This is a genomic window from Streptococcus oralis (assembly GCF_026782235.1).
Classification (GTDB): domain Bacteria; phylum Bacillota; class Bacilli; order Lactobacillales; family Streptococcaceae; genus Streptococcus; species Streptococcus oralis_CC.
This window is the reverse complement of sequence record NZ_JAKUWE010000002.1, coordinates 150,661-170,906: the sequence shown is the minus strand read 5'-3', so window position 1 is coordinate 170,906 and position 20,246 is coordinate 150,661. Positions and strand designations below refer to the sequence as shown.

The window sequence follows — 20,246 nt, the reverse complement described above, 5'->3', positions numbered from 1 at the left end:
TTCGCCATTGTAGCTGTTCAATGAAATAATTTATTCACTTTTACTATTTCTTTATCACACTGGGAGATTCCTTATGAGCCAATATGCTTATATCCTCGTTGTACTTAGCTTGGTTTTCCTTTTTCTGCTCAATAAGTACGAGAAGGAGAGACTTCAAAGACTCTACCAAGAGCAACTCTTGAAGGACGAGACATTTAGGTCTGACATCAAAGAGAAAATTCACACGACTGAAAATATCAATGATGTCATTGCACATATCAATAAAACTTACCATCTGGGAATGTTGCTCTCAAAAGACGTCACAGATCAATTGAAATAACCGAAATCCGAGAAGCTTTCTTCTCGGATTTTTTAGGCTTACCATATTCCCCTTGGAGAAATTTCATTAATGCATGTAAAATTTTTCTGTAATTTTCTATATTTTTTCAAAATGGCCTTGCATTTCTTTTAAGTTTTTTGTAGAATAGTAGCTATCTATTCAGATTATTCTGAAAATTCAAAAATAGGAGTGTTTATTATGTCACAAGTTACGTTATCAAATCAGTCAACCTGGGCAAGCAAACTAAAGGCAATGGGGCCAGGAATTCTAATGGCTTCTGCAGCCGTTGGAGGTTCTCATATCGTATCCTCTACTCAAGCTGGTGGTTCTTATGGGTGGTCACTACTCCTCTTGGTTATCTTGGCCAATGTTTTTAAATATCCATTTTTCCGTTTTGGTGCCGAATATACTGCCGACACTGGTAAAACCTTGGTCGAAGGCTACGCCGAAAAAGGGAGACTCTATCTCTGGATTTTCTTTGTCCTCAATGTCTTCTCTGCCATGGTCAACACAGCTGGAGTCGCTATCCTTTGCTCAGCCATCATCGCTAGCGCCTTCCCAATGATTGGGCTTAGCATCACTCAATGGTCCCTTATCCTTGTTGCAGTCATTTGGGCCATGCTACTCTTTGGTGGCTATAAACTATTGGATGGTATGGCAAAATGGATCATGTCTGCTTTGACCATCGCAACTGTTCTTGCAGTTATCATTGCGGCAATTAAGCATCCCGAATACAGCTCTGATTTTGTCGAAAAGACACCTTGGCAAATGGCGGCCCTCCCTTTTATCGTTTCCCTCTTAGGGTGGATGCCTGCTCCTATTGAAATTTCAGCCATCAATTCACTCTGGTCTGCTGAAAAGAAAAAGACCGTCAACTTTAATACAGAAGACGCTCTTTTCGACTTTAACGTTGGTTACATTGGAACTGCTATCCTCGCTGTATTCTTCGTGGCACTTGGAGCACTTATTCAATATCCTACCGGGCAGGCAGTTGAAGCCGCTTCAGCCAAGTACATTTCTCAATTTGTAGGTATGTATGCCTCTGTCCTTGGAGAATGGTCCCGTTATTTGATCACCTTCATCGCCTTTCTCTGTATCTTTGGAACAGTCATTACTGTTATCGATGGCTATTCCCGCGTTAATCAGGTTTCCCTACGACTCTTGTTAAGTCAAAAAGAGGATGATAGCAAATCTTTGAACATCTGGATGACCCTCACAGCTGTTATCGGTATCATCATCATCAAGTTCTTTGCTGGTCAAGTATCAACCATGCTTCGCTTTGCCATGATTGGTTCTTTCCTGACAACACCATTCTTCGCTCTTTTGAACTATGTATTGGTGACACGTGAAAATAAAAATCTTCCTTCTTGGCTAAAACTCCTCGCTATCGCAGGATTGATTTTCCTCTTTGGCTTCGCTATCTTCTTTATCTATGCACTTGCTATCGGAAAAGCAGGATAGTTTATAATGGCACCCTTACGGGGTGCTTTTTGTATACACAAAAAGCAGTTGAAAATCTCAACTGCCCTTCAGTACTACTTTATTTTTCTGTTTCTAACTCATACAAATCTGCAATGATTGCTGCGACCTTTTTAATATCTCCCAGCATACCACGCATTTCAAAATCAGCCAAAACTGGGAAACCAAAGCGCTGACTATACTGCTTGGCTGTCAGACAGTATTGATTGTTAAAATTACGATTACCAGAACCGACTACCCCAAAACACTTACTAGCATTGTCCCCATAGGCGATAAAGTCGCCCAGTGGAGTTGTTAAAATCTCGACATCGCCGTTATCGACACCATTCCCACCTTCTAGATAGGTCGGCAAGAAAGCGATATAGGGATGTTCCATTTCAAAAAATTCTTGACCTTCCTTGACTAGGTCCTTGATATGGATTTTTTGGACCTCAATCCCTTCGTACTGGGACAAGAGATAGTCCTTGAGTCGGCTTACAAAACTTTCTGTATTCCCACTCAGACTGATATACACTAAGGATATTTTTTTCATGTTGACCTCGATTTTTATGTTTACGATATAAAAAGAACTACCAAAATTGTAACTTGATAGTTCTTTTTTGTCAATACTTAGGCAGCTTCTTCTGCTTCAACTTCCTCAGACAAGTCCTTTTGTTGGCGCCACATCTTGTAAAAGACTAAGGCTAAAAAGAGAATATTGATGATGATGAACAAAATATTCGTCCCTTTTGCTAATGCTCCCATTCCTAAGCCGAGGGCACTATCTTTGATTAATTGAACCGCATCTTGAACGTTCATATAGCTATAAACCAAACCAACAATAGCTAGTAAAACATAGCCAACATAAGTATAGTTTGCGAATTGTACGTTTTTACGTACGAGAAATACAAAGGCTACTACAACTAAAATTGCAGATAAAACAATCAACAACATATTAAAAATAGAGTGAGAGGATTCTGACACTTTGTAAGTATAGTTGACCGTGTCTTCTAATTGCTGGGCAGTAAGCGTCCCGCTATTCGCCAGGCTAGCACGAAGAGCATCTTTACTTGGCAATGGACTCAAGATTCCAAATAATGACATAGCCGAAATGAGGGCTGATAGGACTAACAAAACCCAAAGATAAATAGGATTCTTTTTCATGTTTTCCTCCATAAGATATTTTGAACATTATAGCATTTTTTGTACAGGAATACAACTTTTACAAGCTGGTTTCAACTTGTTTACGATAGGCTTTCGGTGATTTTCCGCACAATTTACGGAAAACCTTGTAGAAATATCCAACATTACTGTAGCCAACTGCATAGCAAATATCTTCGATACTATCACTGGTTGAAAGTAAGAGTTGTTGCGCCGCCTTAATTCGCTGTTTATTGAGCAATTCCGCAAAGGTTGAGTTGGTTTCTCTCTTGATTAGCTGACCGAGATAGACAGGATTGATAAAGAGATCCTTGCTGATATCCTTAAGCGAGAGCTCTTTCTGATAATCACGCCCAATCACCTCCAGAACGCTCACCACATTTTCATTCATGCGGTACTGGCCAAAGAACTTGGTCAAGGTTTCTTTGATATAGGCAACCAATTCTTCAAAGGAGTTAATGGCATGGATGGCTTTGACAATCTCGGTCATATCATCTGCTTTTAGGTGTTCAAACAAATGAAAGACGTCCATGACAAACTGAGTGAAAAGTTGCTTCGTGATGGCCACTCGCGGAGTATTCTCCAAAACAACCTTCTCTAGTAGGGTTAATTCTTCGATGATTTGATTGATATTCCCTTGGATAATCACCCGATAAATCGGCTCGTAATAGGCAAATAAACTCTCGGATTTTTCTAGATTAACTGAACCGTAGAAGAGGGCTTTTTCAGCATTAATCTTCCAATTCTCAAAGGACTGCTGGTAGGGTGCTTCAAATGGTGTCACGACGATGCCATCTAGTGGCTGATCAGAGATGAAAATCTGCCAGTCTTGCCCCAAAACATAGTAAGGAATGGTAAAAGACCCCTGCTTTTCCTTTGAAAGTCCTATCCACCAGCTGTCTTTACCTGACAGGTAGTTCGTAAATCCTGTCTCATCCAATTCTTGACTGAGGGTCTGACTTTGCTCCACCTTTTCCTGAAGCTGTTGCGCTATTTTTTCTAATAAATTGCCCAACTCTACCTTGTCTACTGGCTTGACCAGATAATCCACGACACTAAGGTTCATGGCTTTTTTGACGTAGTCAAACTCCTGATAACCAGACAGCAAGATATAATAGGTATCTGGAAGTAGCTCTTTCATTTCCCTAATCATTTCAAGTCCGGTCTTATCTGGCATGTTGACATCGGAAATGACCACATCTACTGGATTTTTCTTGACGTAATCCAAAGCATCATCTGCGTGATTAGCTGTCGCGACGACTTGCATATCCCATTTTTCAAAGGGGATTAATCGCTTGAGCCCCTCTGTCACCATGTACTCATCGTCTACTAATAAAACTTTATACATTTCTACCCTTTCTATTCATCCTGGATAGTGATATGGTAACGAACACCTTCTTGCTCAGCTGACTCTACACTGATTTGGTAGCGATCCCCAAAGTAGAGAACAAAGCGTTCGTGTACATTCACTATTCCAATTGATTGCCGCTCTCCACTGTAGCTTGCTTCGTGTTCAAAACTTCGCTGAGTTAATTTTTCTTGCAAGCTAGCTAGTTTCTCAGAGGACATTCCTCGACCATTGTCTACTACTAAGATTTCAACGAATCCTTGACCCTTCAAGGCTTTGATACTGATGACATTATCTGTTCTGCGATGGTCAACACCATGGGCAAAGTAGTTTTCTACTAATGGTTGGAGTGTAAATTTTGGGATCCTCATTTCTTCCAATTCTGGTGCAATCTTGAAACCATAGGCAATGGATTTAGGATAACGCACCATACAGAGATAGCTATATTTTCGGCAGAATTCCAACTCCTGCTTCAACGTCGTTTCCCGCTCGTCAGAGATATTGTTGCGTAACAAGCTACTAAATTCATAGATAATATCTGCCAGTTCATCCTGGCTTTGCATGACGGCATACATGCGAAGAAATTCCAATGTATTATACATAAAATGCGGATTGATTTGAGCTTGTAGGGCTCGCATATTGGCATCTTTTTGACTGAGCTCTAGCTGATAGATATCGTGGATATTTTTTTCCAGGCGATCCAACATATCATTGGTTGTTTCTGCAATGAGAAGCAACTCTTGGTCTTTTTCAGAGGTATCAATTCGAAGCCCTTCTTCTCCTTGAGCAATCACCTCGATCGAATCTACTAGATCTACGACCTGTTTTTGGTAATTTGAGAAAGTCTGTCTAAGAGTCACATACAAAATGATGATAAAGAGAATACTTAGCCCAATAATGACAGCTGAACTCGTCAAAGTTCCAGTAAGAACAAAATTTTTAGGAACAGCAGCTCGAACCTGATAACCGTGAGAGGTGACACCTACAAACCAGTTCTCCCTCTCGGCTGATACCTTCTCTCCAATATGGAACATCTCGGTCTCAAAAGGCGAAGTCACTGTTACAGCCATCGGGATATGGCCCCTTGTATTGTCAATAGCTCCATGGAGAACATCTGGCGATAAGGAGATATAGATCACTCCTAAATCCTTGTCAGACACAGGATCGGAAACAGGAATGGCAAAACTGTTGGATGTCGGCTTAAAATCCTCCGCAGGAACTTTCTCTCCGCTGCGTTTTTCTCTAGTCGAAACATACACTTCCTTATAGTCCTGAAGGACAATAGCCACTCCAGTCACAAAATCATTCCGAACATAGATATTATCAATATTTTCATACAAGGATACAGAAATATAAGGCGAAGTTTTACGCTCTAATTGCCAATAGAAATAGTCTGGGGTGCTAAGACTGAAATACTTGTAAATCCCTTCAATTCGGGCTTGATTTTCAACCAAAGACTGAGCGAGTTGGGTTGATTCTCTATGATAATATTCCACTTCACTCACTGTCCGAGTAGTCACACGTTCTGCAACCCGTTGGGCCTCTTTCTCACGTGAATCCCAGTCAGCATACGAGAGCATAATCGCAAAACTGGCAATGATCACAATCATAACCAAACTATAAATCCGTAAAAGAGAGTGAAGCCAAAACTGCTTCATTCTATTTTGTCGCCAATTTTTCATGGATACTTTCATAAATAGGTTCCAACATATCACTGATAAAGAAATGCCACATTCCAATTCCTACAAAAAAGAGCAAGGCAGGCATATAATAACCAACTCCTACAAGGAGAGTCGTCCCGAGTAAAACCTTGGCAATCGCAGGTAAGCTCATGAAAATCCCGATAAGGGACAGTTTCAAAGTGTTTTGGTAGGATAAATCAAAGTACACCTGAAGTTTCAAGGAAACAGTATAGGCTAGAAAGACAAGAGCAACTACAAGGACATTGAGAAAGGTCACCAAGAGGTGGAAAATCGTCTGGTGTGGCAATTGAACTAGAAGATACAAACCATAAACTAGGACAAGATCCACAAACACAAAACTATAGAAAGCCAGGTTGCTCTTGACAAAATTGCTCTTATACAATTCCCAAGCTTCCTTCAAATGGTAGGCTCGATAGGTATAACCATGCTCCGCATACAAACTCATCAGAGTGGCACTAGCTGGTGCCAAACCAAAGACCATTCCTCCTGCTAGTGTTAATAGCCAGAAATAAGCCGTCGCCATCATTCCCAAAAAGATTCGATTAAAGACGAATTCTAGAAATTTTCCCATGCTACTCTCCTTAAACTAACGATGTAACTATTATATCATATTTCAAGCGTTTTCAAAAATATAGAACTCCCATTTACAATCCTCAAAAAGCGTGATACAATGGGTTTTGTTAATTCGCATCAAGGAGATTCTCATGAAGAAAAATATCTTAACCACACTCTTGGCCGCCGTCCTCTACTTTCTCTGTGTAGGGATTGGAGTCTTCCTAGGACACCTGGTCGATCAAACAGGCAATATGTTCTATGCGCCTGCCTTTTCTGCCCTTGTCGGTGGCAGTGTCTACATGCTTCTTTTGACGAAGGTCCCTCGTTTTGGCGCTATCACCATTCTAGGACTTTTTATGGCACTTTTCTTCCTAGCTAGCAAGCATGGCGCTGGTGCCCTTCTCCCAGGACTCGCCTGTGGTCTTGCAGCAGATGCCATCGCTCGTCTCGGAAACTACAAAGACCGAATCAAAAACACCCTCTCCTTCCTAATCTTTGCTTTTAGCACAAGTGGTCCTATCCTCCTCATGTGGATCCGTCCCAAAGCTTACATGGCCACCTTACTTGCACGTGGAAAATCCCAAGAATACATTGACCGTATCATGGTCGCTCCAGAGTTGGACAAAATCCTTCTCTTTGTTTCGAGCATCCTTCTAGGTGCCTTGATTGGGGCTGTGGTTGGGCAATTTCTAAGTCAAAAAATTGCTGATAAAATATAAGTTAAAGGCCCTGAAGACTAGCAATGCCTAGTTCCAGGGCCTTTTTGTATACAATCTTAGAATTCACTATAGATAAATTCTTGAATATTCGAAAAATCGGTCACAAAACAGTAAATCACGATGCTCAAGATAACCGTATAGAAAAATAGTGTCCACAAGATTAAACGATGTGTGTTAGTTAGCTTGGTTTGCAAATTTGTAAAGTTCTTTTTCAACTTCCATCCATCCTTTCACCCCAACGTGCATCACGTCAAATAAAAAGTAATCATCATACTCTCTGTTTCCATAGTTTAATACGGTTGCACCATGGCTTTTTGCGACATCTTCTATTTTTTTATAAGTTTTTTCTCGCATCTCTCTTGAGACACCAGTGTAGTCATTCCATTTCCCGTTTACTGGGAAAATAATAACCTCAACTTCAATGCCCAATTCTTTGGCAACTGTCAAGAAGAGTTCCATATCTGAATACTCTGGTGACTCCAGGTAGCTCAAATCTTTATTAGAATCTTTCAGTGATGCATAGCGGTCTTTTAAGTAAGTATTGTAGTAGTTATTATCAACAGCATAGTCATTATTGTCTGTTTTCTTTTTGACCTCTTCCACAAACTGATCCGTCATCTTCTGCCAATCATAGTCTGGGGTTTTGTCTCCTGATGAGGGATAATCTGATTTCTCATGATTTTCATAAAATTTTCGTTTGAGCTTAAAGGAATACATCGCGTTATCTAACTCTAATAGTTTTTTATCAACAATGGTTCCTTTTCCATCTATGAAATAACTTTTGTATTTTTTGTAGATGTCATTTTGTTGCTTGTTCCCCTTGGTAATCTCGATAATGCGATTGATTAGTTTTTCTTTCGTTTCCTTACTAATCTTGTCATTATCTAGCATGTGGAAAATATGTTCCTGAGAAGCCTTATTCAAAAAAGCATCTTGATGAGTCCCATCTTTTTCAAACCACTGAACCGACTCTACTATAGCCACTTTTCGCTTACTCATAGATCCTTCAATAGAGGCTAAAGTAGAGGCTTGAATGATATTTTGAGAATAACTAGTCCCAATCTGCATGATATTGAAATCGTTGTAATTAAAAATTCTATTGGGATGATAATCTTCATCCTTTGTCGCAACCAACTCGGATGACCCCAATAAAACCAGTGTATTGGGAGTAATATTGCTTGTTAAAATATCTCTACTTTTATACTTTTCATACGAGGTGCTATAACGAATACTGTTATCCTTGACTTTATAATAATCATCAATCTTCTTGACATACGTCACATTTAAAAGGGCAAGCGTCGCAATTACGAGCACAAGCGATAGTAAAAATGCTTTTAATTTAATCATCTCGTTTTATCCTATCCCTTCGGTTTAGCAGACTTCTTTTCAATCTCTTATCTCTTTAAAATCGTAAGCAAGATTTTATAAGGTTCACCTGAAAAGATAAAGAAACCAATCATAACCAAATTCATGGTCACAAACCAACTTAGTAGCTTATACCAGTTTTTGTTTTTATTTTTTTTATAAAAATTGCTTTTCTTTTGATACACTTCAAATCCAGCCATCAAGACACCATGGTAAAAACCATAAACAATGTAGCTAACACTAAGACCATGCCAAAAACCCATGACCAACATATTGACCATATAGGCATAGGTTGCATTGTGTAGTCTATTTTTAAACCATTTTTTCCTGATAACCTGCATCAATACTCTTGAAAATACAAAATCTCTCAACCAGGTCGACAAGGTGATATGCCATCTGGTCCAAAAATCCTTGATATCGACACTCAAGAAAGGTTTGTTAAAGTTCATCGGTGTCTGAATACCTAGAATGTTGCTACTTCCAACGGCCATTAGACTATAGCCTGCAAAGTCAAAGAACAGATACAAGGTATAGAGGTACATATACTTGATTGAATAAACGACTGTGCCAGTATTATTTAGAGCGAGTAACATCTGGTAAACATAGGTTGATAAAACAACCTTGTAAAGAAGGCCTAGAACGATACGATACACACCGTCCCCTGCTAACTCTAGATACTCTTTTCGGGGCATGACCTCGTTTATCTCTTTTAAAAATCTCCTACTCCGATCAATTGGACCAGCACTAACTGTTGGGAAAAAGAGCAAAAACTGTAGATAATCTTTTACACTGATTTTTTCTTTGATCAAGCCATCCGATATTTCTAGCATGATCTGAATGGTCTTAAAGGACATGTAAGAAATTCCAATAAAGGCCAACAAATGCAGAGAAGTCAGGGCAAAGACTTTATGGATTACCAAAGGAAGAATGGAAAGGAAAACCAGTGGTTTCAGCCGCTTTGCCTCTATCCTCTGTGCTAGAAAAACCAGAAAATACTGGTAAACGATAAAGGAGAGTAAATAGACCATCATCGCTCGACTCTTACCATAGATAGCTCCTGCAAATAAGAGGGAGAGCGCCAAAATATAGTAGTCCTTACGTTTTTCAAAAAAGTTTACCACAAAACCAATCAGTAAAACTACAAACAAGAGAAGGAAGAAATCATTCCCCTCGAAATAATTCATACCAGTCAAACTCCTTTACATTATCATCCCTTCGACAGCAAACTTTCTGATTTGCTAATTGAGGGACCTTTCTTTATTATAGCATATTTCTAAAAAGAAGCTTTACTCTTCTTGCATTTCGGTGAGAAAACAAAAAGGAGTCCCTTCGAACTCCTTCCATTATTTATGACTTAATCTCTTGGTCAGGAAATCACCTAAGAACTGGATTGTAAAGATAATCAAGATGATAATGATAGTCGCCAAGATGGTCACATCGTGATTATAGCGATTGAATCCATAGGCAATGGCTACATTACCAATACCACCAGCTCCAACCGCACCCGCCATAGCTGTTTCCCCAACAAGGGAAATCAAGGTCACAGTCGTCACACGAATCAAATCTGGAAGACCTTCTGATAGATAAACACCCACGATGTCCCAGAATGTCGCTCCACTAGCCTGCGCCGCCTCAATGACACCACCATCTAGCTCAGCCAAGACCACCTGCACCTGACGGGCAAAGAAGGCAAAGACCGCAAAAGAAAGTGGGACAAGGGCTGCATTTGGCCCGATACTCGTCTTCACAATCAAGTGAGAAAGTGGCGACATGATTGCCAAGAGGATGATGAAAGGAACCGCACGGAAAATAGAGGTAATCTTGTCTAAAATCCAAAAGATAACCTTATTTTCCAAGACACCACCTGGTGCTGTCAAGACAAGGAAAAGACCTGCCACCAGCCCCAAGAACCCTCCGATGATAAAGGAAAGAACTGTCATATAAAGGGTTAGGTAGATGGCTGTTCCCCAGCCTGCTTGACCAGCCCAGCCCATTTTGTAGACATTTGGTAAATAAGTTTGAATCAATGATTCCATCTTACTGTCCTCCCTTCAATACTTTTAACTGCACACCAGCCTGACGGATGGCTTCTTGAGCACCTGCTAGTGCTGCTTTTTCACCTGACAAGACCACAACCAATTCTCCAACAGGAGTGCCATCGAGAATTTCGATATTTCCATAGAGGATATTGGCCGTTACTTGGTAACGCTTGTACAATTCATTCAAAAGTGGTTCGTCTGTTGAAGCCCCTGCATACTTGAGCTGCACCAAGATACTGTTCTCAGATAAATGCTCTACGATTTCTTGCTTCTCAATCTTGACCATGGCTTCGTCAATACCTGTGGCTGTTGAGATAAAGTCCTGTGTCAAAGGTTGTTTAGGATCTGAGAAGATTTCAAGGACACTGCCCTCTTCAATCAAACGACCATCCTGCATGACTGCTACACGATTAGCAATGTCTTTGACAATCTGCATTTCATGCGTAATCAAAACAACAGTCAAACCTAATTTTTGGTTCAAATCTTGCAACAAGGCCAAAATCTGCTTGGTTGTCTTAGGATCAAGGGCAGAAGTTGACTCATCTGAAATCAAGATTTTTGGGTCATTGGCCAAGGCGCGCGCAATAGCCACACGCTGTTTTTGACCTCCAGATAGTTGTGAAGGGTAGTTTTCAGCACGATCCGCCAAGCCAACCAAGTCCAACAACTTAGCTACTTTGGCTTTCTTTTCTTCCTTGCTGAGTCCAGAATGTTTGAGGGCAAAGGCTACATTTTCCTCTGCTGTCTTTTGACTCATCAGGTTGAAATGCTGGAAAATCATCCCGATATCTTGACGCTTACGGCGCAACTGCTCTGCTGTCAAGGTCACTCTGCCATCAAAGATTACATCGTCGTCAATGGTAATTTTCCCTGCAGATGGCTTTTGCAAGAGGTTAATCACCCGTACAAGGGTTGATTTCCCTGCTCCAGAATATCCAACAATTCCGTAGATATCCCCTTCTTGGATGTGAATGGTCACATCCTTGACCGCTGTGATGGTTCTCTTCTTTTGGTGAAAAGTCACATCAATCTGATCTAACTTGATAATATCTCTACTCATAGCTTCTAATCAGCTCCTCTACTAATTCAATATGGGTGTAGTAATCGGCGATTCGCACGTTTTCATCTCCACCATGGTCTCGGCTATTGGCATTTCCTAGACCGAAGGCCACCATTGGTACCTCTAGGGCATCAAAGACCGTATGCATGGGCCCTGTCCCCGCTGTGGTCGGCAAGACTGAAACGCCCTGTGGATAGAATTTCTTGGCCAACTCGATCACATTGAGAATGGCTGGTGCGCTCATATCGCTTCGATAGCTCATCTCTCCCAAGGTATAGTATAATTCTACCTTATCAAAGCCATTTTTGTCTAGCTGTTTCCGAATTTTTTCCAGAACATCATGCGGTTCTAGGCCAGGAACCAAACGAACCTCTAGCTTAGCACTGGCTTCTGCTGGCAAAATCGTTTTAACTCCTTGCCCTTGATAACCTGACTGAATCCCTTCGATATTAAGGGCTGGCTCGAAAAAGAACCGTTTTAGAAAGGCTGCACGTTCCTCTTGTAAGAGAGGCAATTCCAAGCCATAAATGCGACTGATTTCCTCAGGATTGCGTTGGGCGTAGGCATCTACCAAGGCTAGTTCTCGTTCATTTGGCTCTTGAACATCCTCGTACAAGCCTTCTACCAAGATACGTCCATCAGCAGCTCGCAGGCTACTTAAGGCCTGGATAAGATACCACGACGCTGACTCCACGACACCACCATAACTCGAGTGGATATCCACATCCGCACTTTTTACCTTGGCATCAAAGGTTACAATTCCCTTGTTTCCGCCAGAGATTTCCAGCTGTTCCAAGGCGTTCTTTGTCCCTTGCTCCCAGACTAGCAAGTCCGCCCCACGAAGTTTGTCTGCGTGTTTCTCTAAATACTTATCTAGATCCATGGAAGCAGACTCCTCTGCCCCTTCCATGATAAAGCTGATATTGACAGGCAGATCATCATGGTGCTGCATATACTTTCTCAGAGCACTCAAACGAGCCGTGATGTGGCCTTTGTCGTCGTCAACCCCACGCCCATACATAAAGCCATTTCGCACAGAAAGGGTAAAAGGATTCTCTGTCCACACCTGGTCGCCATCTGCTGGCACGGTGTCATAGTGATTATAGAAGATCAAGGTCTTGGCATCCGGACGCGAACTCTTGAAATGCGCCATGACAAAGGGAGCCGTGTAGCTCTCATCAATCTCCACTTCAGCCCCTACACGCTTGAAAATCTCACCCAGATAGTTTGCGACTTCCTTGAGTCCAACCTGCTGGGCAAAGACTGATTTCTTGGAAATCAAGGTGCGCAAGACTTCAAAATAATGTTGGGCCACATGATCCTTCTCAAATTTTTCAATCTGCTCTTGTTCGCTAGGAAAAACCATTTTCTCTCTCTTTCTACTACCTACTTGTGTCCTCAGAACGACCACAAGTGCCTCTTTAAAATCAACTCTCTATACAAAAGCAAGAGGTGGAAACTCTCTCCCACCTCCCTGTGTCTTATTACCAAACTGGTTGGTCCAAACCGTCTGATGTTTCTTCGATAACTTTTTTCACTTCATCAGTGTGGTAAGCTGCGATAATTTTCTTGATGGCATCAGCCTTAGGTGATGATTCCCAATCTTTTTTCGCAACAATGATGTTGTACCATTGTTTTGAGTTTTCATCAGCTTGTTCTTTGAAGAGTGCTTTCTTGTAGTCCAATTTTGCTTCTGTAACGAAGGTATTGTTTACAACGGCAGCATCAACTGATGACAATGAACGTGCTGTTTGGCTAGCGTCCAATTCAGTAATCTTCAAGTTCTTTGGATTTTCTGTAATGTTCGCAACTGTTGCAAGTGCAGTTCCAGAAACATCCAATTTGATCAAACCAGCTGATTGAAGCAAGTAAAGCGCACGGCTTTCGTTTGTTGCATCGTTTGGTACGGCGATTTCACCGTTATCTGGGATTTCTTCCACTTTGGTGTACTTGTTTTCTTCCCCATTTTTACCTGAGTAAAGGCGGATTGGTGAGATATAGGTATCTGCAATCGCTACAAGGTCTTTCCCGTTTTCTTTGTTCCAGTTATTCAAGAAGTTGTAGTGTTGGAAAGCATTCAAGTCTACTTCGCCATCAGCAGTTGCCTTGTTTGGTTGTGAATAGTCTGTGAATTCTGTGAATTCCAATTTAATTCCATCTTTTTCAACCAATTCTTGGATTTTATCCCAACGTGCTTCTTCAGAACCGCTACGGTTAACTGTTGCAATTTTGACAACTGTTTCGTTGTCTGCTTTCTTTTCTGAATTTCCGCAAGCTACAAGAGCCAAACCTGCGACTGTAGCAAGAGCTGCTACACCGAGCCATTTTTTAATTTTCATGATTCTATCTCCTTTAAAAATAATACCGTAATAGTATCTCATACTTTATTTGATTTAGCAAATTGTTATTAGATAGGCAGACATATAGTTTGAAACTATATACCTAAAAATTGAGAAATCATCCGCCTTTCTCAGACTGGATGATTTCATACGACTATTTAATATCAGCTTCTGCTGGGAGATACGTGTCTCCGAAGAACTGTTTAGACAATTTTTCAAGAGTTCCGTCTTTGTAGAGTTCTTGGATACGTTTGTCTACAAATGATTTCAACTCATCTTGACCTTTAGCAAGAAGTGGGTAAACGTAAGGTTGTTGGTCGCTTGGAAGTTCGATCACTTTCAAGTTGTCCAAACCTTGGTCCTTGATGACTGTTTCAACACCGATTTTATCAAAAATCTTGTAGTCAAACTGGCCATCGCTCAAGCGTCCCATGATTTGTTGGAAGTCCGCTTTAGTATACTTTAGGACAGTTGGATTATCTGAATGTTGTTTGTTGTAGTCTTCTAGCTGTTTAGCAGAAGTTGTCCCTTGAACAACTTCTGTTGATTTTCCACCGATATCATCAAGCGATTTGATGCTAGGGTCATCTTTTTTCACTACAAGAACGTTAGGGTTTTTAGCAGTTGGAGCTGCATAAAGGTATTTTTCAGCACGTTCTTTAGTGTAGCTGATGTTGCTAACAGCCATATTGTAACGGTCGGCATCAAGTCCTGCAAAGACTCCTGACCACTCTGTCTTCTCAAACTTGACATCATACTTGTCAGAGTCTTTAAAGATAGCGCGAACCACTTCAATTTCGTAACCAGTCAATTCGCCATTTTCTTCATAGTTGAATGGTTTTGGTGTAGCATTAGTTGCTACGACGATTTCTTTTTTACCAGATGTTGCTTCGCTAGTTGCAGTATCTTTCTTATCTCCGCCTGAGCAAGCTGCTAGTACACCTGCGGCAACAAGTCCTAGAGCAGCAAGAGATGAATATTTGACGATTTTTTTCATGTCATTTCCTCCAAAATAGAATACTTTACTATCTTAACAGAAAATATTTTTTTTCGCCATTATATGATACCTATCTCGGTGATAGGTTTTTTTTATGGCTGACTAAAAGACCAGACGTAAGACTGCAATCAAGACTACTCCAAAAAGAACCGTACCAACTAGATTGCGGTAGCGAAAGGCTACCCAAGCCGTTGGAAAGACTGCTAAAAAGTCCAGCCATTTGATCTGAGGAAGGCTGCCAGCCTTTCCGGTCACTACGCTTGAAAGGATCAAGGCAAAGATAATGGAAACAGGCAAGAACTTCAAAAAACGCTCAACGATAGCTGGTAACCCCTTGTACTTAACCAAGATGAAGGGAATCATACGGGGAATCCAAGTCACTAGGCCCGAAAAGATAACGGCTAACAAAAGATATTTACTGACCATCTAAGACCACCCCCATCGTACAACCAAGTAGCGTCGCAAACAGAACAGCTAGCGACTGAGACACTACTGTCAAGAGCAAAAAGAAAGACACCGCAACAACGGCTAGGATCCGCAGCAGATTCCGTACAGGAACCCGTCTTTGCATAATCTGGAACTGCGAAGCAAAAATCCCGATAAACATTCCCACAAGGGCAAAATCTAAACCAAAAATTTCTGGATTTGGTAGGAGTCCGCCTAGAGCTGTCCCAACAACTGTCCCAACAAACCAAGCTACATAGCTGTTGAGATTGTTCCCATGCATCCACATAGGATTGACCTTGTCTGTATGGGCTAATTCTCCCATCAAAACCCCGTAAGTCTCATCTGTCAAGAGGCTAGACATACCGATATTTTGCCAGAGACTAGTATGACGGAAATAGGTCGACGCATGCAGACTCAACAAAAAGAGACGCAAATTAATCAAAAAGACCGTCATGGCAATGGCCACAACAGGAGCTTGGACCGCAATCAATGCCAACATGGCAAACTGGGCGCTCCCAGCATAAACAAAGAGGCTCATCAAGCCCATCTCAACAGATGTCACATAGGGCGCACCGATAATCCCACAAGCTAGACCAATGCTGACATAGCCAAGAGCAGTCGGCATGGCTGCCTGAACACCTTCCCAAAATCCTTTTTCTTTCATCTTTTTCCTCTTATTTTCTTCGTTTGAGACTGTTCAAGGTCACAGCCACAGCACGGACTATTATAACATATTCATAAAAGAGAAAAAAGTTTAGAGTTTGAAACTTGAAGCTAGTAAACATTGTAAAAAATGTTGACTGTTTATGGGTACATGAGAAATTGATCCACTCGAATCATATACTTGTTGGCTTCAGTTTTTTCAGCATATTTATCTTCTGTCGGATAGACATCGACCCAGAGTTCCCACTGTTGTCCTTTCAATTTGACCTTGTAGCGATAACCGTCATCGTATAGTCCTACCGGATCAGTGGTCATAGACTGGTAATCTGGAAGAGCTTCAAGTTCTGTTTTTACATTCTGGGATAAGGTATCGAGCAATGCTTTCTGCTCAACTTTTGAGGAAACGGGGAAATAAGTCGCTACTGTCTCCAAGCGATGTGATTTTGAAAATGTAAAGGTTGCTTGACCAGTATAGCCTTTCAAAGTAATCTGTTCATAGTGATAGAAAAGGCGGCCTGTTTTATAGAAATAAGGGTCTTCTGCACGCCAAGTGTCGCGATAGGCCATTTCCTTTTCTTCCTCTACCTCGCTAGCCTTTCCCAATACTTCTTCAAAAGATTTAGGAGACATACCGAACGAAAGGGATTCAAACAAGACCAGTTGTGTCTTTTTGATATTCTGGCAAGCTGATAAAAGCATGAGTAAAGCTCCAATAACAAGCAAACCACTGATTATTTTTGTAAATTTCATATTTCTACTATACAAAAAAAGTCTATGATTGACAAACTTTGATAGAGTCAGATTCCGTGGTTAGATTCTAAAATTACTTTTTCATTTAAGGTAACAAGGCATTGAACAAGGACTATTATTAGATATTGGAGATAAGAAAAAGACTGGGAAGCCAGCCTTACCGTATGAACAAAAGTTAAATCAAAGTTCCCTACTAAATGCTCTCACGAATATTCAAGAGCATGACAAATGCGGTTAAGAGTAATAGCAATAGAATAAAGCTGACCGCTAGGGTCCCAAAACTTGTAGCAATCGTTACAAAAACGATTGTGAATAGACTTGGTAAAACAACCGTAATAGCACCAATAGAGGATTGAACCGCTCCCATTGACTCCTCAGGTATTTGTTTAAAGACGAGTTCTTGCAATCTAGGAGAGAGTAACCCTGCGATGAAGGCATCCAAGGAGCTGAAAAGCAAAATCAAACCAAAATGAACTGTGGCAAATCCTACTAGAAGGAGTAACTGGATGACGACTGAGGCGTAGAGAGCTGTTTTTATAGAAATAATATTTTTCAGATAGCCACTTACAAGACTTCCAACAATAAGTGCTAACAATTCTAGTGTTGATAACAAAGCGAGTGATTGACCAGTTTGTAAATTCAAAAACGGTTGGTTTCTTAAAAAAAGAGTCGAAATAGGAACAGTGACATTGATCACAGCTTGGCTGATAGAGACGATAAATAAAATGAAGATTACTCTATCCATATTCCAGATCAATTTCGATGATTGGAACAAATGCTGGCAAAACGATTTTATAGAAAGACCTTCTTGATAGCTAATTGTTTTTTCAACCTTCAAAAGATCATTTTTTATGAGAAGAATACCTACAAATGCTATCAGAAACGTCAGAGCGTTTAGCAAGGAAATGAACTGAATGGAAAGAATTCCTAGTAAAACCCCTCCTAGAATGTTACTGATTGTCCGAACTAAACTAACTGTTGATTGTTTAAAGCCAATAGCTTCTGTCAGATGTTCTTTCCCAATGATTCTTATAAAAATAGGAGTTAGCATGGCTCCTGAAAAGTAACTCAATGTATCCGATAAGAGGTTCATTAAACAAATAAAGAATACGAGCGACAAGGAAAAGGACTGCCCTGAAAGCAAAAGTGCCACTATAGCATAGAGTACAAATTTGACAAAACTAATAACCGTATACTTTAGAACACGATGATGTTGAAAGTCAGCCAAAACTCCCATAAAGATTTGCAGAACTTGAGGAACAGTCTCTGAAATCGTAATGAGTAAAATCGCCAAGGGGGCAAACGAAGCATCTGCCACATAATTCAAAAAAGCAAGATAAAAAATCGTATCCCCAACCGTTGAAATCCACTGGTTGATGGTTAATTGCCTAAAATCTCTATTTTGAATAAATACTTTCATCGCAACTCCTTTTTGAATTCAAATGGGAACTTCTCCCCAAGGATAGACCGATATTGCTGAGCACCTAAAATTACAGCAACGGTAAAATTTGACCAATGCCATTGTAGACTATGTGCAGTCCAATAGGCCAATAAATGGACTTTGTCACTCTAAATAAGACTGCAAATATGAGACCGCCACCCATATATACGAAAAAGTCTGTCAGAACCCAACCATGGCTACTAATATGCAAGACCCCAAATAAAGCAGCAGAACCAAGTACATCCAGTCCCCATTTCTTTCCTTTTTCCAGAGCGGTCATCACCAATCCACGATAAATTATCTCTTCAAAAGTGGGACCTGCAATCACAGGATAGAAAAAATACATCAAAAATGCTGTAGCTCCTGTAAAAGTAGGGACATCCAGTTGATAAGCAATTTCATTTTTGGTAGATGGGAAAAGATAAAATGTGACGAAATTCCAAATAACAAAAGCAAGAAGAGCTAAAAAGGAATAAAAAAGATAGGAACCTCTAAATTTTCGACTGTTAATTTTCTGCCATTTACCTGACCGAATCATAACAATAATAGCAAGCAGAACCACAAGAAAATGCAATATCATACTTGATAGATAATATTCAAAGTCAGATAGACCAGCAGCAAGGTCGCTATGTAAAAGCAAACGAATGAAGAACTGGTCAGAAATGACAAGTAGAATAGCTATTAAAAAATAGTAGCGTAAGATTATCTTTTTCATATTTCATCTTTCTAATACCCAAACACCAGTAAACTGACGATGATTAAAAAGGTATTCCACAAGATGTGAAGGGCCATTGACCAATAAATTGAACGTGTATAACGAAAGAACATACAGAGTAGCAGACCTGCTCCTGCATAAACGATGAAGTCTGTTAACACCCATCCATATTGTAAAACATGGATGAGACTAAAGAGTGTGGAAGAAATGATAACATCAATATAGTATTTTTTAAATTTAGATAGGGCTGTCATCAGAAGTCCACGGAAAACTAATTCCTCAACTATCGGAGCAATAAGACTGCCGTAGAGAATACGTGTCACAAAATAACTAATTCCCGTCAAATTGGCTACGGTTTCTTTTATAGCACTACCATTTTGTGTGTTGGGAAAGATTCGAGTCGTTATATTTACCCACAAAAACATCAATATAAAGGAAAGAAAGAAGATACCCAGATAGGACCAACGAAACTGGAAGCGACCGTACTCTTTCCAACGTTGACTCTTAACAAGAACCACAGTAGCAGCAATTCCTTCAATTATTATCAATAAAATTTGAATCCCATAAAATCCAAAATCTGATAATTGATCCATAAACTCTAATCTCACTACTAAATTAAAAATCAAGTAATAAGACATAAGTACCAAAATGGTCCCTAGGTAAAATTTCGTTTCTTCCCTTTTCATAGTTTTTTCTCCTAAATGTTAGTTACGACGTTTTCCAAACAGTCCTTCAATCAGCCCATTCGACCAATCAAATGCCCCATAAGGTCTGGGACTAATACCTCTACCTCCCCAAGCAGGCAAAGCACTACCACCACAACCAATATTTTCACCCACACAAGCCATAGTGAAATTTCCACCGTAAACCTGCTCTAACTCCGCTTCTGTTAGTTCCATTGTTTCTGCAAATTGTAAATTCAACATATTTACACTCCTTCAATTATTTTTATTTGTAAACCACTTCTGCGACCTAGGATTTGCTTCAAATGTCTTACAAAGATAGTATAACACGGAAATCACCACATTTTAGAAAATCGCATATTTGATATTTTTACTTATAGAAATTTCACATTTGCGATTTTTATAGAATTGACTCTTTCACTGATATAATATGGTTACCATTATGTAGGAGGACATGAAATGAAGAAACAAATCATAGCATTAT

At 40.2% G+C, this 20,246-nt stretch carries 22 protein-coding genes; 3 read left to right on the top strand and 19 right to left on the bottom strand.

The window, feature by feature from the left end:
- Nucleotides 1-73: 73 nt before the first annotated feature.
- Both MK396_RS01290 and MK396_RS01285 read left to right on the top strand, forming a co-directional pair.
- Nucleotides 74-319 (top strand): hypothetical protein, encoded by a 246-nt coding sequence (locus MK396_RS01290; protein WP_000084865.1) that lies wholly within the window; start codon nt 74-76, stop codon nt 317-319.
- 198 nt (nt 320-517) lie between these two features.
- Nucleotides 518-1,780: an NRAMP family divalent metal transporter gene (locus MK396_RS01285; protein ID WP_268723434.1), complete on the top strand. Its 1,263-nt coding sequence runs from the start codon at nt 518-520 to the stop codon at nt 1,778-1,780.
- Between the two features lie 79 nt (nt 1,781-1,859).
- On the opposite strand, the gene nrdI is transcribed toward MK396_RS01285, so the two are convergent.
- From nrdI to MK396_RS01260, 5 genes are all read right to left on the bottom strand, one after another.
- Complete coding sequence (gene nrdI / locus MK396_RS01280) at nt 1,860-2,330, bottom strand: class Ib ribonucleoside-diphosphate reductase assembly flavoprotein NrdI (protein WP_268723433.1); 471 nt, start codon at nt 2,328-2,330, stop codon at nt 1,860-1,862.
- A 77-nt stretch (nt 2,331-2,407) separates the two neighbouring features.
- Nucleotides 2,408-2,941: an ABC transporter permease gene (locus MK396_RS01275; RefSeq protein WP_268723432.1), complete on the bottom strand. Its 534-nt coding sequence runs from the start codon at nt 2,939-2,941 to the stop codon at nt 2,408-2,410.
- Nucleotides 2,942-2,999: 58 nt separating this feature from the next.
- Nucleotides 3,000-4,286 carry a response regulator transcription factor gene (locus tag MK396_RS01270; RefSeq protein WP_268723431.1) on the bottom strand — a complete coding sequence of 429 codons (1,287 nt, stop codon included), beginning with the start codon at nt 4,284-4,286 and terminating at the stop codon, nt 3,000-3,002.
- Between the two features lie 11 nt (nt 4,287-4,297).
- Nucleotides 4,298-5,968: a sensor histidine kinase gene (locus MK396_RS01265; protein ID WP_268723430.1), complete on the bottom strand. Its 1,671-nt coding sequence runs from the start codon at nt 5,966-5,968 to the stop codon at nt 4,298-4,300.
- Nucleotides 5,946-6,560, bottom strand: a complete 615-nt coding sequence (locus MK396_RS01260; RefSeq protein ID WP_268723429.1) for a YesL family protein — start codon at nt 6,558-6,560, stop codon at nt 5,946-5,948. Before MK396_RS01260 ends, MK396_RS01265 begins: the two co-directional genes overlap by 23 nt.
- A 133-nt stretch (nt 6,561-6,693) precedes the next feature.
- Between MK396_RS01260 and MK396_RS01255 the strand changes: the two genes are divergently transcribed.
- Entirely contained in the window at nt 6,694-7,263 is a 570-nt protein-coding gene (locus MK396_RS01255; protein WP_268723428.1) for an MptD family putative ECF transporter S component, read from the top strand.
- Between the two features lie 174 nt (nt 7,264-7,437).
- Here MK396_RS01255 and dltD read toward each other — a convergent pair whose 3' ends face one another.
- The 14 genes from dltD to MK396_RS01185 form a co-directional block, all read right to left on the bottom strand.
- The gene (gene dltD, locus MK396_RS01250; RefSeq protein ID WP_084867740.1) at nt 7,438-8,610 is read right to left on the bottom strand and encodes a D-alanyl-lipoteichoic acid biosynthesis protein DltD; all 1,173 of its coding nucleotides are present in this window, start codon (nt 8,608-8,610) and stop codon (nt 7,438-7,440) included.
- Nucleotides 8,611-8,657: 47 nt separating this feature from the next.
- Nucleotides 8,658-9,812: a D-alanyl-lipoteichoic acid biosynthesis protein DltB gene (dltB, locus tag MK396_RS01245; RefSeq protein ID WP_268723427.1), complete on the bottom strand. Its 1,155-nt coding sequence runs from the start codon at nt 9,810-9,812 to the stop codon at nt 8,658-8,660.
- A gap of 159 nt (nt 9,813-9,971) precedes the next feature.
- A complete protein-coding gene (locus MK396_RS01240) occupies nt 9,972-10,664 on the bottom strand; it encodes a methionine ABC transporter permease (RefSeq protein ID WP_268723426.1) in 693 nt (230 codons plus the stop codon).
- Nucleotide 10,665: 1 nt separating this feature from the next.
- The gene (locus tag MK396_RS01235; RefSeq protein ID WP_268723425.1) at nt 10,666-11,727 is read right to left on the bottom strand and encodes a methionine ABC transporter ATP-binding protein; all 1,062 of its coding nucleotides are present in this window, start codon (nt 11,725-11,727) and stop codon (nt 10,666-10,668) included.
- Complete coding sequence (locus MK396_RS01230) at nt 11,720-13,093, bottom strand: M20 family metallopeptidase (protein ID WP_268723424.1); 1,374 nt, start codon at nt 13,091-13,093, stop codon at nt 11,720-11,722. Before MK396_RS01230 ends, MK396_RS01235 begins: the two co-directional genes overlap by 8 nt.
- A 118-nt stretch (nt 13,094-13,211) precedes the next feature.
- Nucleotides 13,212-14,066, bottom strand: a complete 855-nt coding sequence (locus MK396_RS01225) for a MetQ/NlpA family ABC transporter substrate-binding protein (RefSeq protein ID WP_268723423.1) — start codon at nt 14,064-14,066, stop codon at nt 13,212-13,214.
- A gap of 154 nt (nt 14,067-14,220) precedes the next feature.
- Nucleotides 14,221-15,063, bottom strand: a complete 843-nt coding sequence (locus MK396_RS01220; RefSeq protein WP_247955215.1) for an amino acid ABC transporter substrate-binding protein — start codon at nt 15,061-15,063, stop codon at nt 14,221-14,223.
- A 102-nt stretch (nt 15,064-15,165) separates the two neighbouring features.
- Nucleotides 15,166-15,489 carry an AzlD domain-containing protein gene (locus MK396_RS01215; RefSeq protein ID WP_033630451.1) on the bottom strand — a complete coding sequence of 108 codons (324 nt, stop codon included), beginning with the start codon at nt 15,487-15,489 and terminating at the stop codon, nt 15,166-15,168.
- Nucleotides 15,479-16,174, bottom strand: coding sequence for an AzlC family ABC transporter permease (locus MK396_RS01210; protein ID WP_268723422.1), 696 nt, complete (start codon nt 16,172-16,174; stop codon nt 15,479-15,481). The genes MK396_RS01215 and MK396_RS01210 overlap by 11 nt, the downstream gene beginning before the upstream one ends.
- 140 nt (nt 16,175-16,314) lie before the next feature.
- Nucleotides 16,315-16,923 (bottom strand): hypothetical protein, encoded by a 609-nt coding sequence (locus MK396_RS01205; protein ID WP_268723421.1) that lies wholly within the window; start codon nt 16,921-16,923, stop codon nt 16,315-16,317.
- A gap of 193 nt (nt 16,924-17,116) precedes the next feature.
- Nucleotides 17,117-18,343 (bottom strand): MFS transporter, encoded by a 1,227-nt coding sequence (locus tag MK396_RS01200; RefSeq protein WP_268723420.1) that lies wholly within the window; start codon nt 18,341-18,343, stop codon nt 17,117-17,119.
- A 70-nt stretch (nt 18,344-18,413) separates the two neighbouring features.
- A complete protein-coding gene (locus MK396_RS01195; RefSeq protein WP_268723419.1) occupies nt 18,414-19,079 on the bottom strand; it encodes a CPBP family intramembrane glutamic endopeptidase in 666 nt (221 codons plus the stop codon).
- A gap of 11 nt (nt 19,080-19,090) precedes the next feature.
- Nucleotides 19,091-19,765 carry a CPBP family intramembrane glutamic endopeptidase gene (locus MK396_RS01190; protein ID WP_268723418.1) on the bottom strand — a complete coding sequence of 225 codons (675 nt, stop codon included), beginning with the start codon at nt 19,763-19,765 and terminating at the stop codon, nt 19,091-19,093.
- Nucleotides 19,766-19,783: 18 nt separating this feature from the next.
- On the bottom strand, nt 19,784-20,005 hold the full coding sequence (locus MK396_RS01185) for a hypothetical protein (protein WP_268700397.1): 222 nt from the start codon (nt 20,003-20,005) through the stop codon (nt 19,784-19,786).
- Between the last annotated feature and the right edge of the window lie 241 nt (nt 20,006-20,246).

Excerpts from the sequence above, each read along its gene's own strand:
- MK396_RS01290 (WP_000084865.1), top strand. The coding sequence starts at position 74 with ATGAGCCAATATGCTTATATCCTCGTTGTACTTAGCTTGGTTTTCCTT.
- MK396_RS01285 (WP_268723434.1), top strand. The coding sequence starts at position 518 with ATGTCACAAGTTACGTTATCAAATCAGTCAACCTGGGCAAGCAAACTA.
- nrdI (WP_268723433.1), bottom strand. The coding sequence starts at position 2,330 with ATGAAAAAAATATCCTTAGTGTATATCAGTCTGAGTGGGAATACAGAA.
- MK396_RS01275 (WP_268723432.1), bottom strand. The coding sequence starts at position 2,941 with ATGAAAAAGAATCCTATTTATCTTTGGGTTTTGTTAGTCCTATCAGCC.
- MK396_RS01270 (WP_268723431.1), bottom strand. The coding sequence starts at position 4,286 with ATGTATAAAGTTTTATTAGTAGACGATGAGTACATGGTGACAGAGGGG.
- MK396_RS01265 (WP_268723430.1), bottom strand. The coding sequence starts at position 5,968 with ATGAAAAATTGGCGACAAAATAGAATGAAGCAGTTTTGGCTTCACTCT.
- MK396_RS01260 (WP_268723429.1), bottom strand. The coding sequence starts at position 6,560 with ATGGGAAAATTTCTAGAATTCGTCTTTAATCGAATCTTTTTGGGAATG.
- MK396_RS01255 (WP_268723428.1), top strand. The coding sequence starts at position 6,694 with ATGAAGAAAAATATCTTAACCACACTCTTGGCCGCCGTCCTCTACTTT.
- dltD (WP_084867740.1), bottom strand. The coding sequence starts at position 8,610 with ATGATTAAATTAAAAGCATTTTTACTATCGCTTGTGCTCGTAATTGCG.
- dltB (WP_268723427.1), bottom strand. The coding sequence starts at position 9,812 with ATGAATTATTTCGAGGGGAATGATTTCTTCCTTCTCTTGTTTGTAGTT.
- MK396_RS01240 (WP_268723426.1), bottom strand. The coding sequence starts at position 10,664 with ATGGAATCATTGATTCAAACTTATTTACCAAATGTCTACAAAATGGGC.
- MK396_RS01235 (WP_268723425.1), bottom strand. The coding sequence starts at position 11,727 with ATGAGTAGAGATATTATCAAGTTAGATCAGATTGATGTGACTTTTCAC.
- MK396_RS01230 (WP_268723424.1), bottom strand. The coding sequence starts at position 13,093 with ATGGTTTTTCCTAGCGAACAAGAGCAGATTGAAAAATTTGAGAAGGAT.
- MK396_RS01225 (WP_268723423.1), bottom strand. The coding sequence starts at position 14,066 with ATGAAAATTAAAAAATGGCTCGGTGTAGCAGCTCTTGCTACAGTCGCA.
- MK396_RS01220 (WP_247955215.1), bottom strand. The coding sequence starts at position 15,063 with ATGAAAAAAATCGTCAAATATTCATCTCTTGCTGCTCTAGGACTTGTT.
- MK396_RS01215 (WP_033630451.1), bottom strand. The coding sequence starts at position 15,489 with ATGGTCAGTAAATATCTTTTGTTAGCCGTTATCTTTTCGGGCCTAGTG.
- MK396_RS01210 (WP_268723422.1), bottom strand. The coding sequence starts at position 16,174 with ATGAAAGAAAAAGGATTTTGGGAAGGTGTTCAGGCAGCCATGCCGACT.
- MK396_RS01205 (WP_268723421.1), bottom strand. The coding sequence starts at position 16,923 with ATGAAATTTACAAAAATAATCAGTGGTTTGCTTGTTATTGGAGCTTTA.
- MK396_RS01200 (WP_268723420.1), bottom strand. The coding sequence starts at position 18,343 with ATGAAAGTATTTATTCAAAATAGAGATTTTAGGCAATTAACCATCAAC.
- MK396_RS01195 (WP_268723419.1), bottom strand. The coding sequence starts at position 19,079 with ATGAAAAAGATAATCTTACGCTACTATTTTTTAATAGCTATTCTACTT.
- MK396_RS01190 (WP_268723418.1), bottom strand. The coding sequence starts at position 19,765 with ATGAAAAGGGAAGAAACGAAATTTTACCTAGGGACCATTTTGGTACTT.
- MK396_RS01185 (WP_268700397.1), bottom strand. The coding sequence starts at position 20,005 with ATGTTGAATTTACAATTTGCAGAAACAATGGAACTAACAGAAGCGGAG.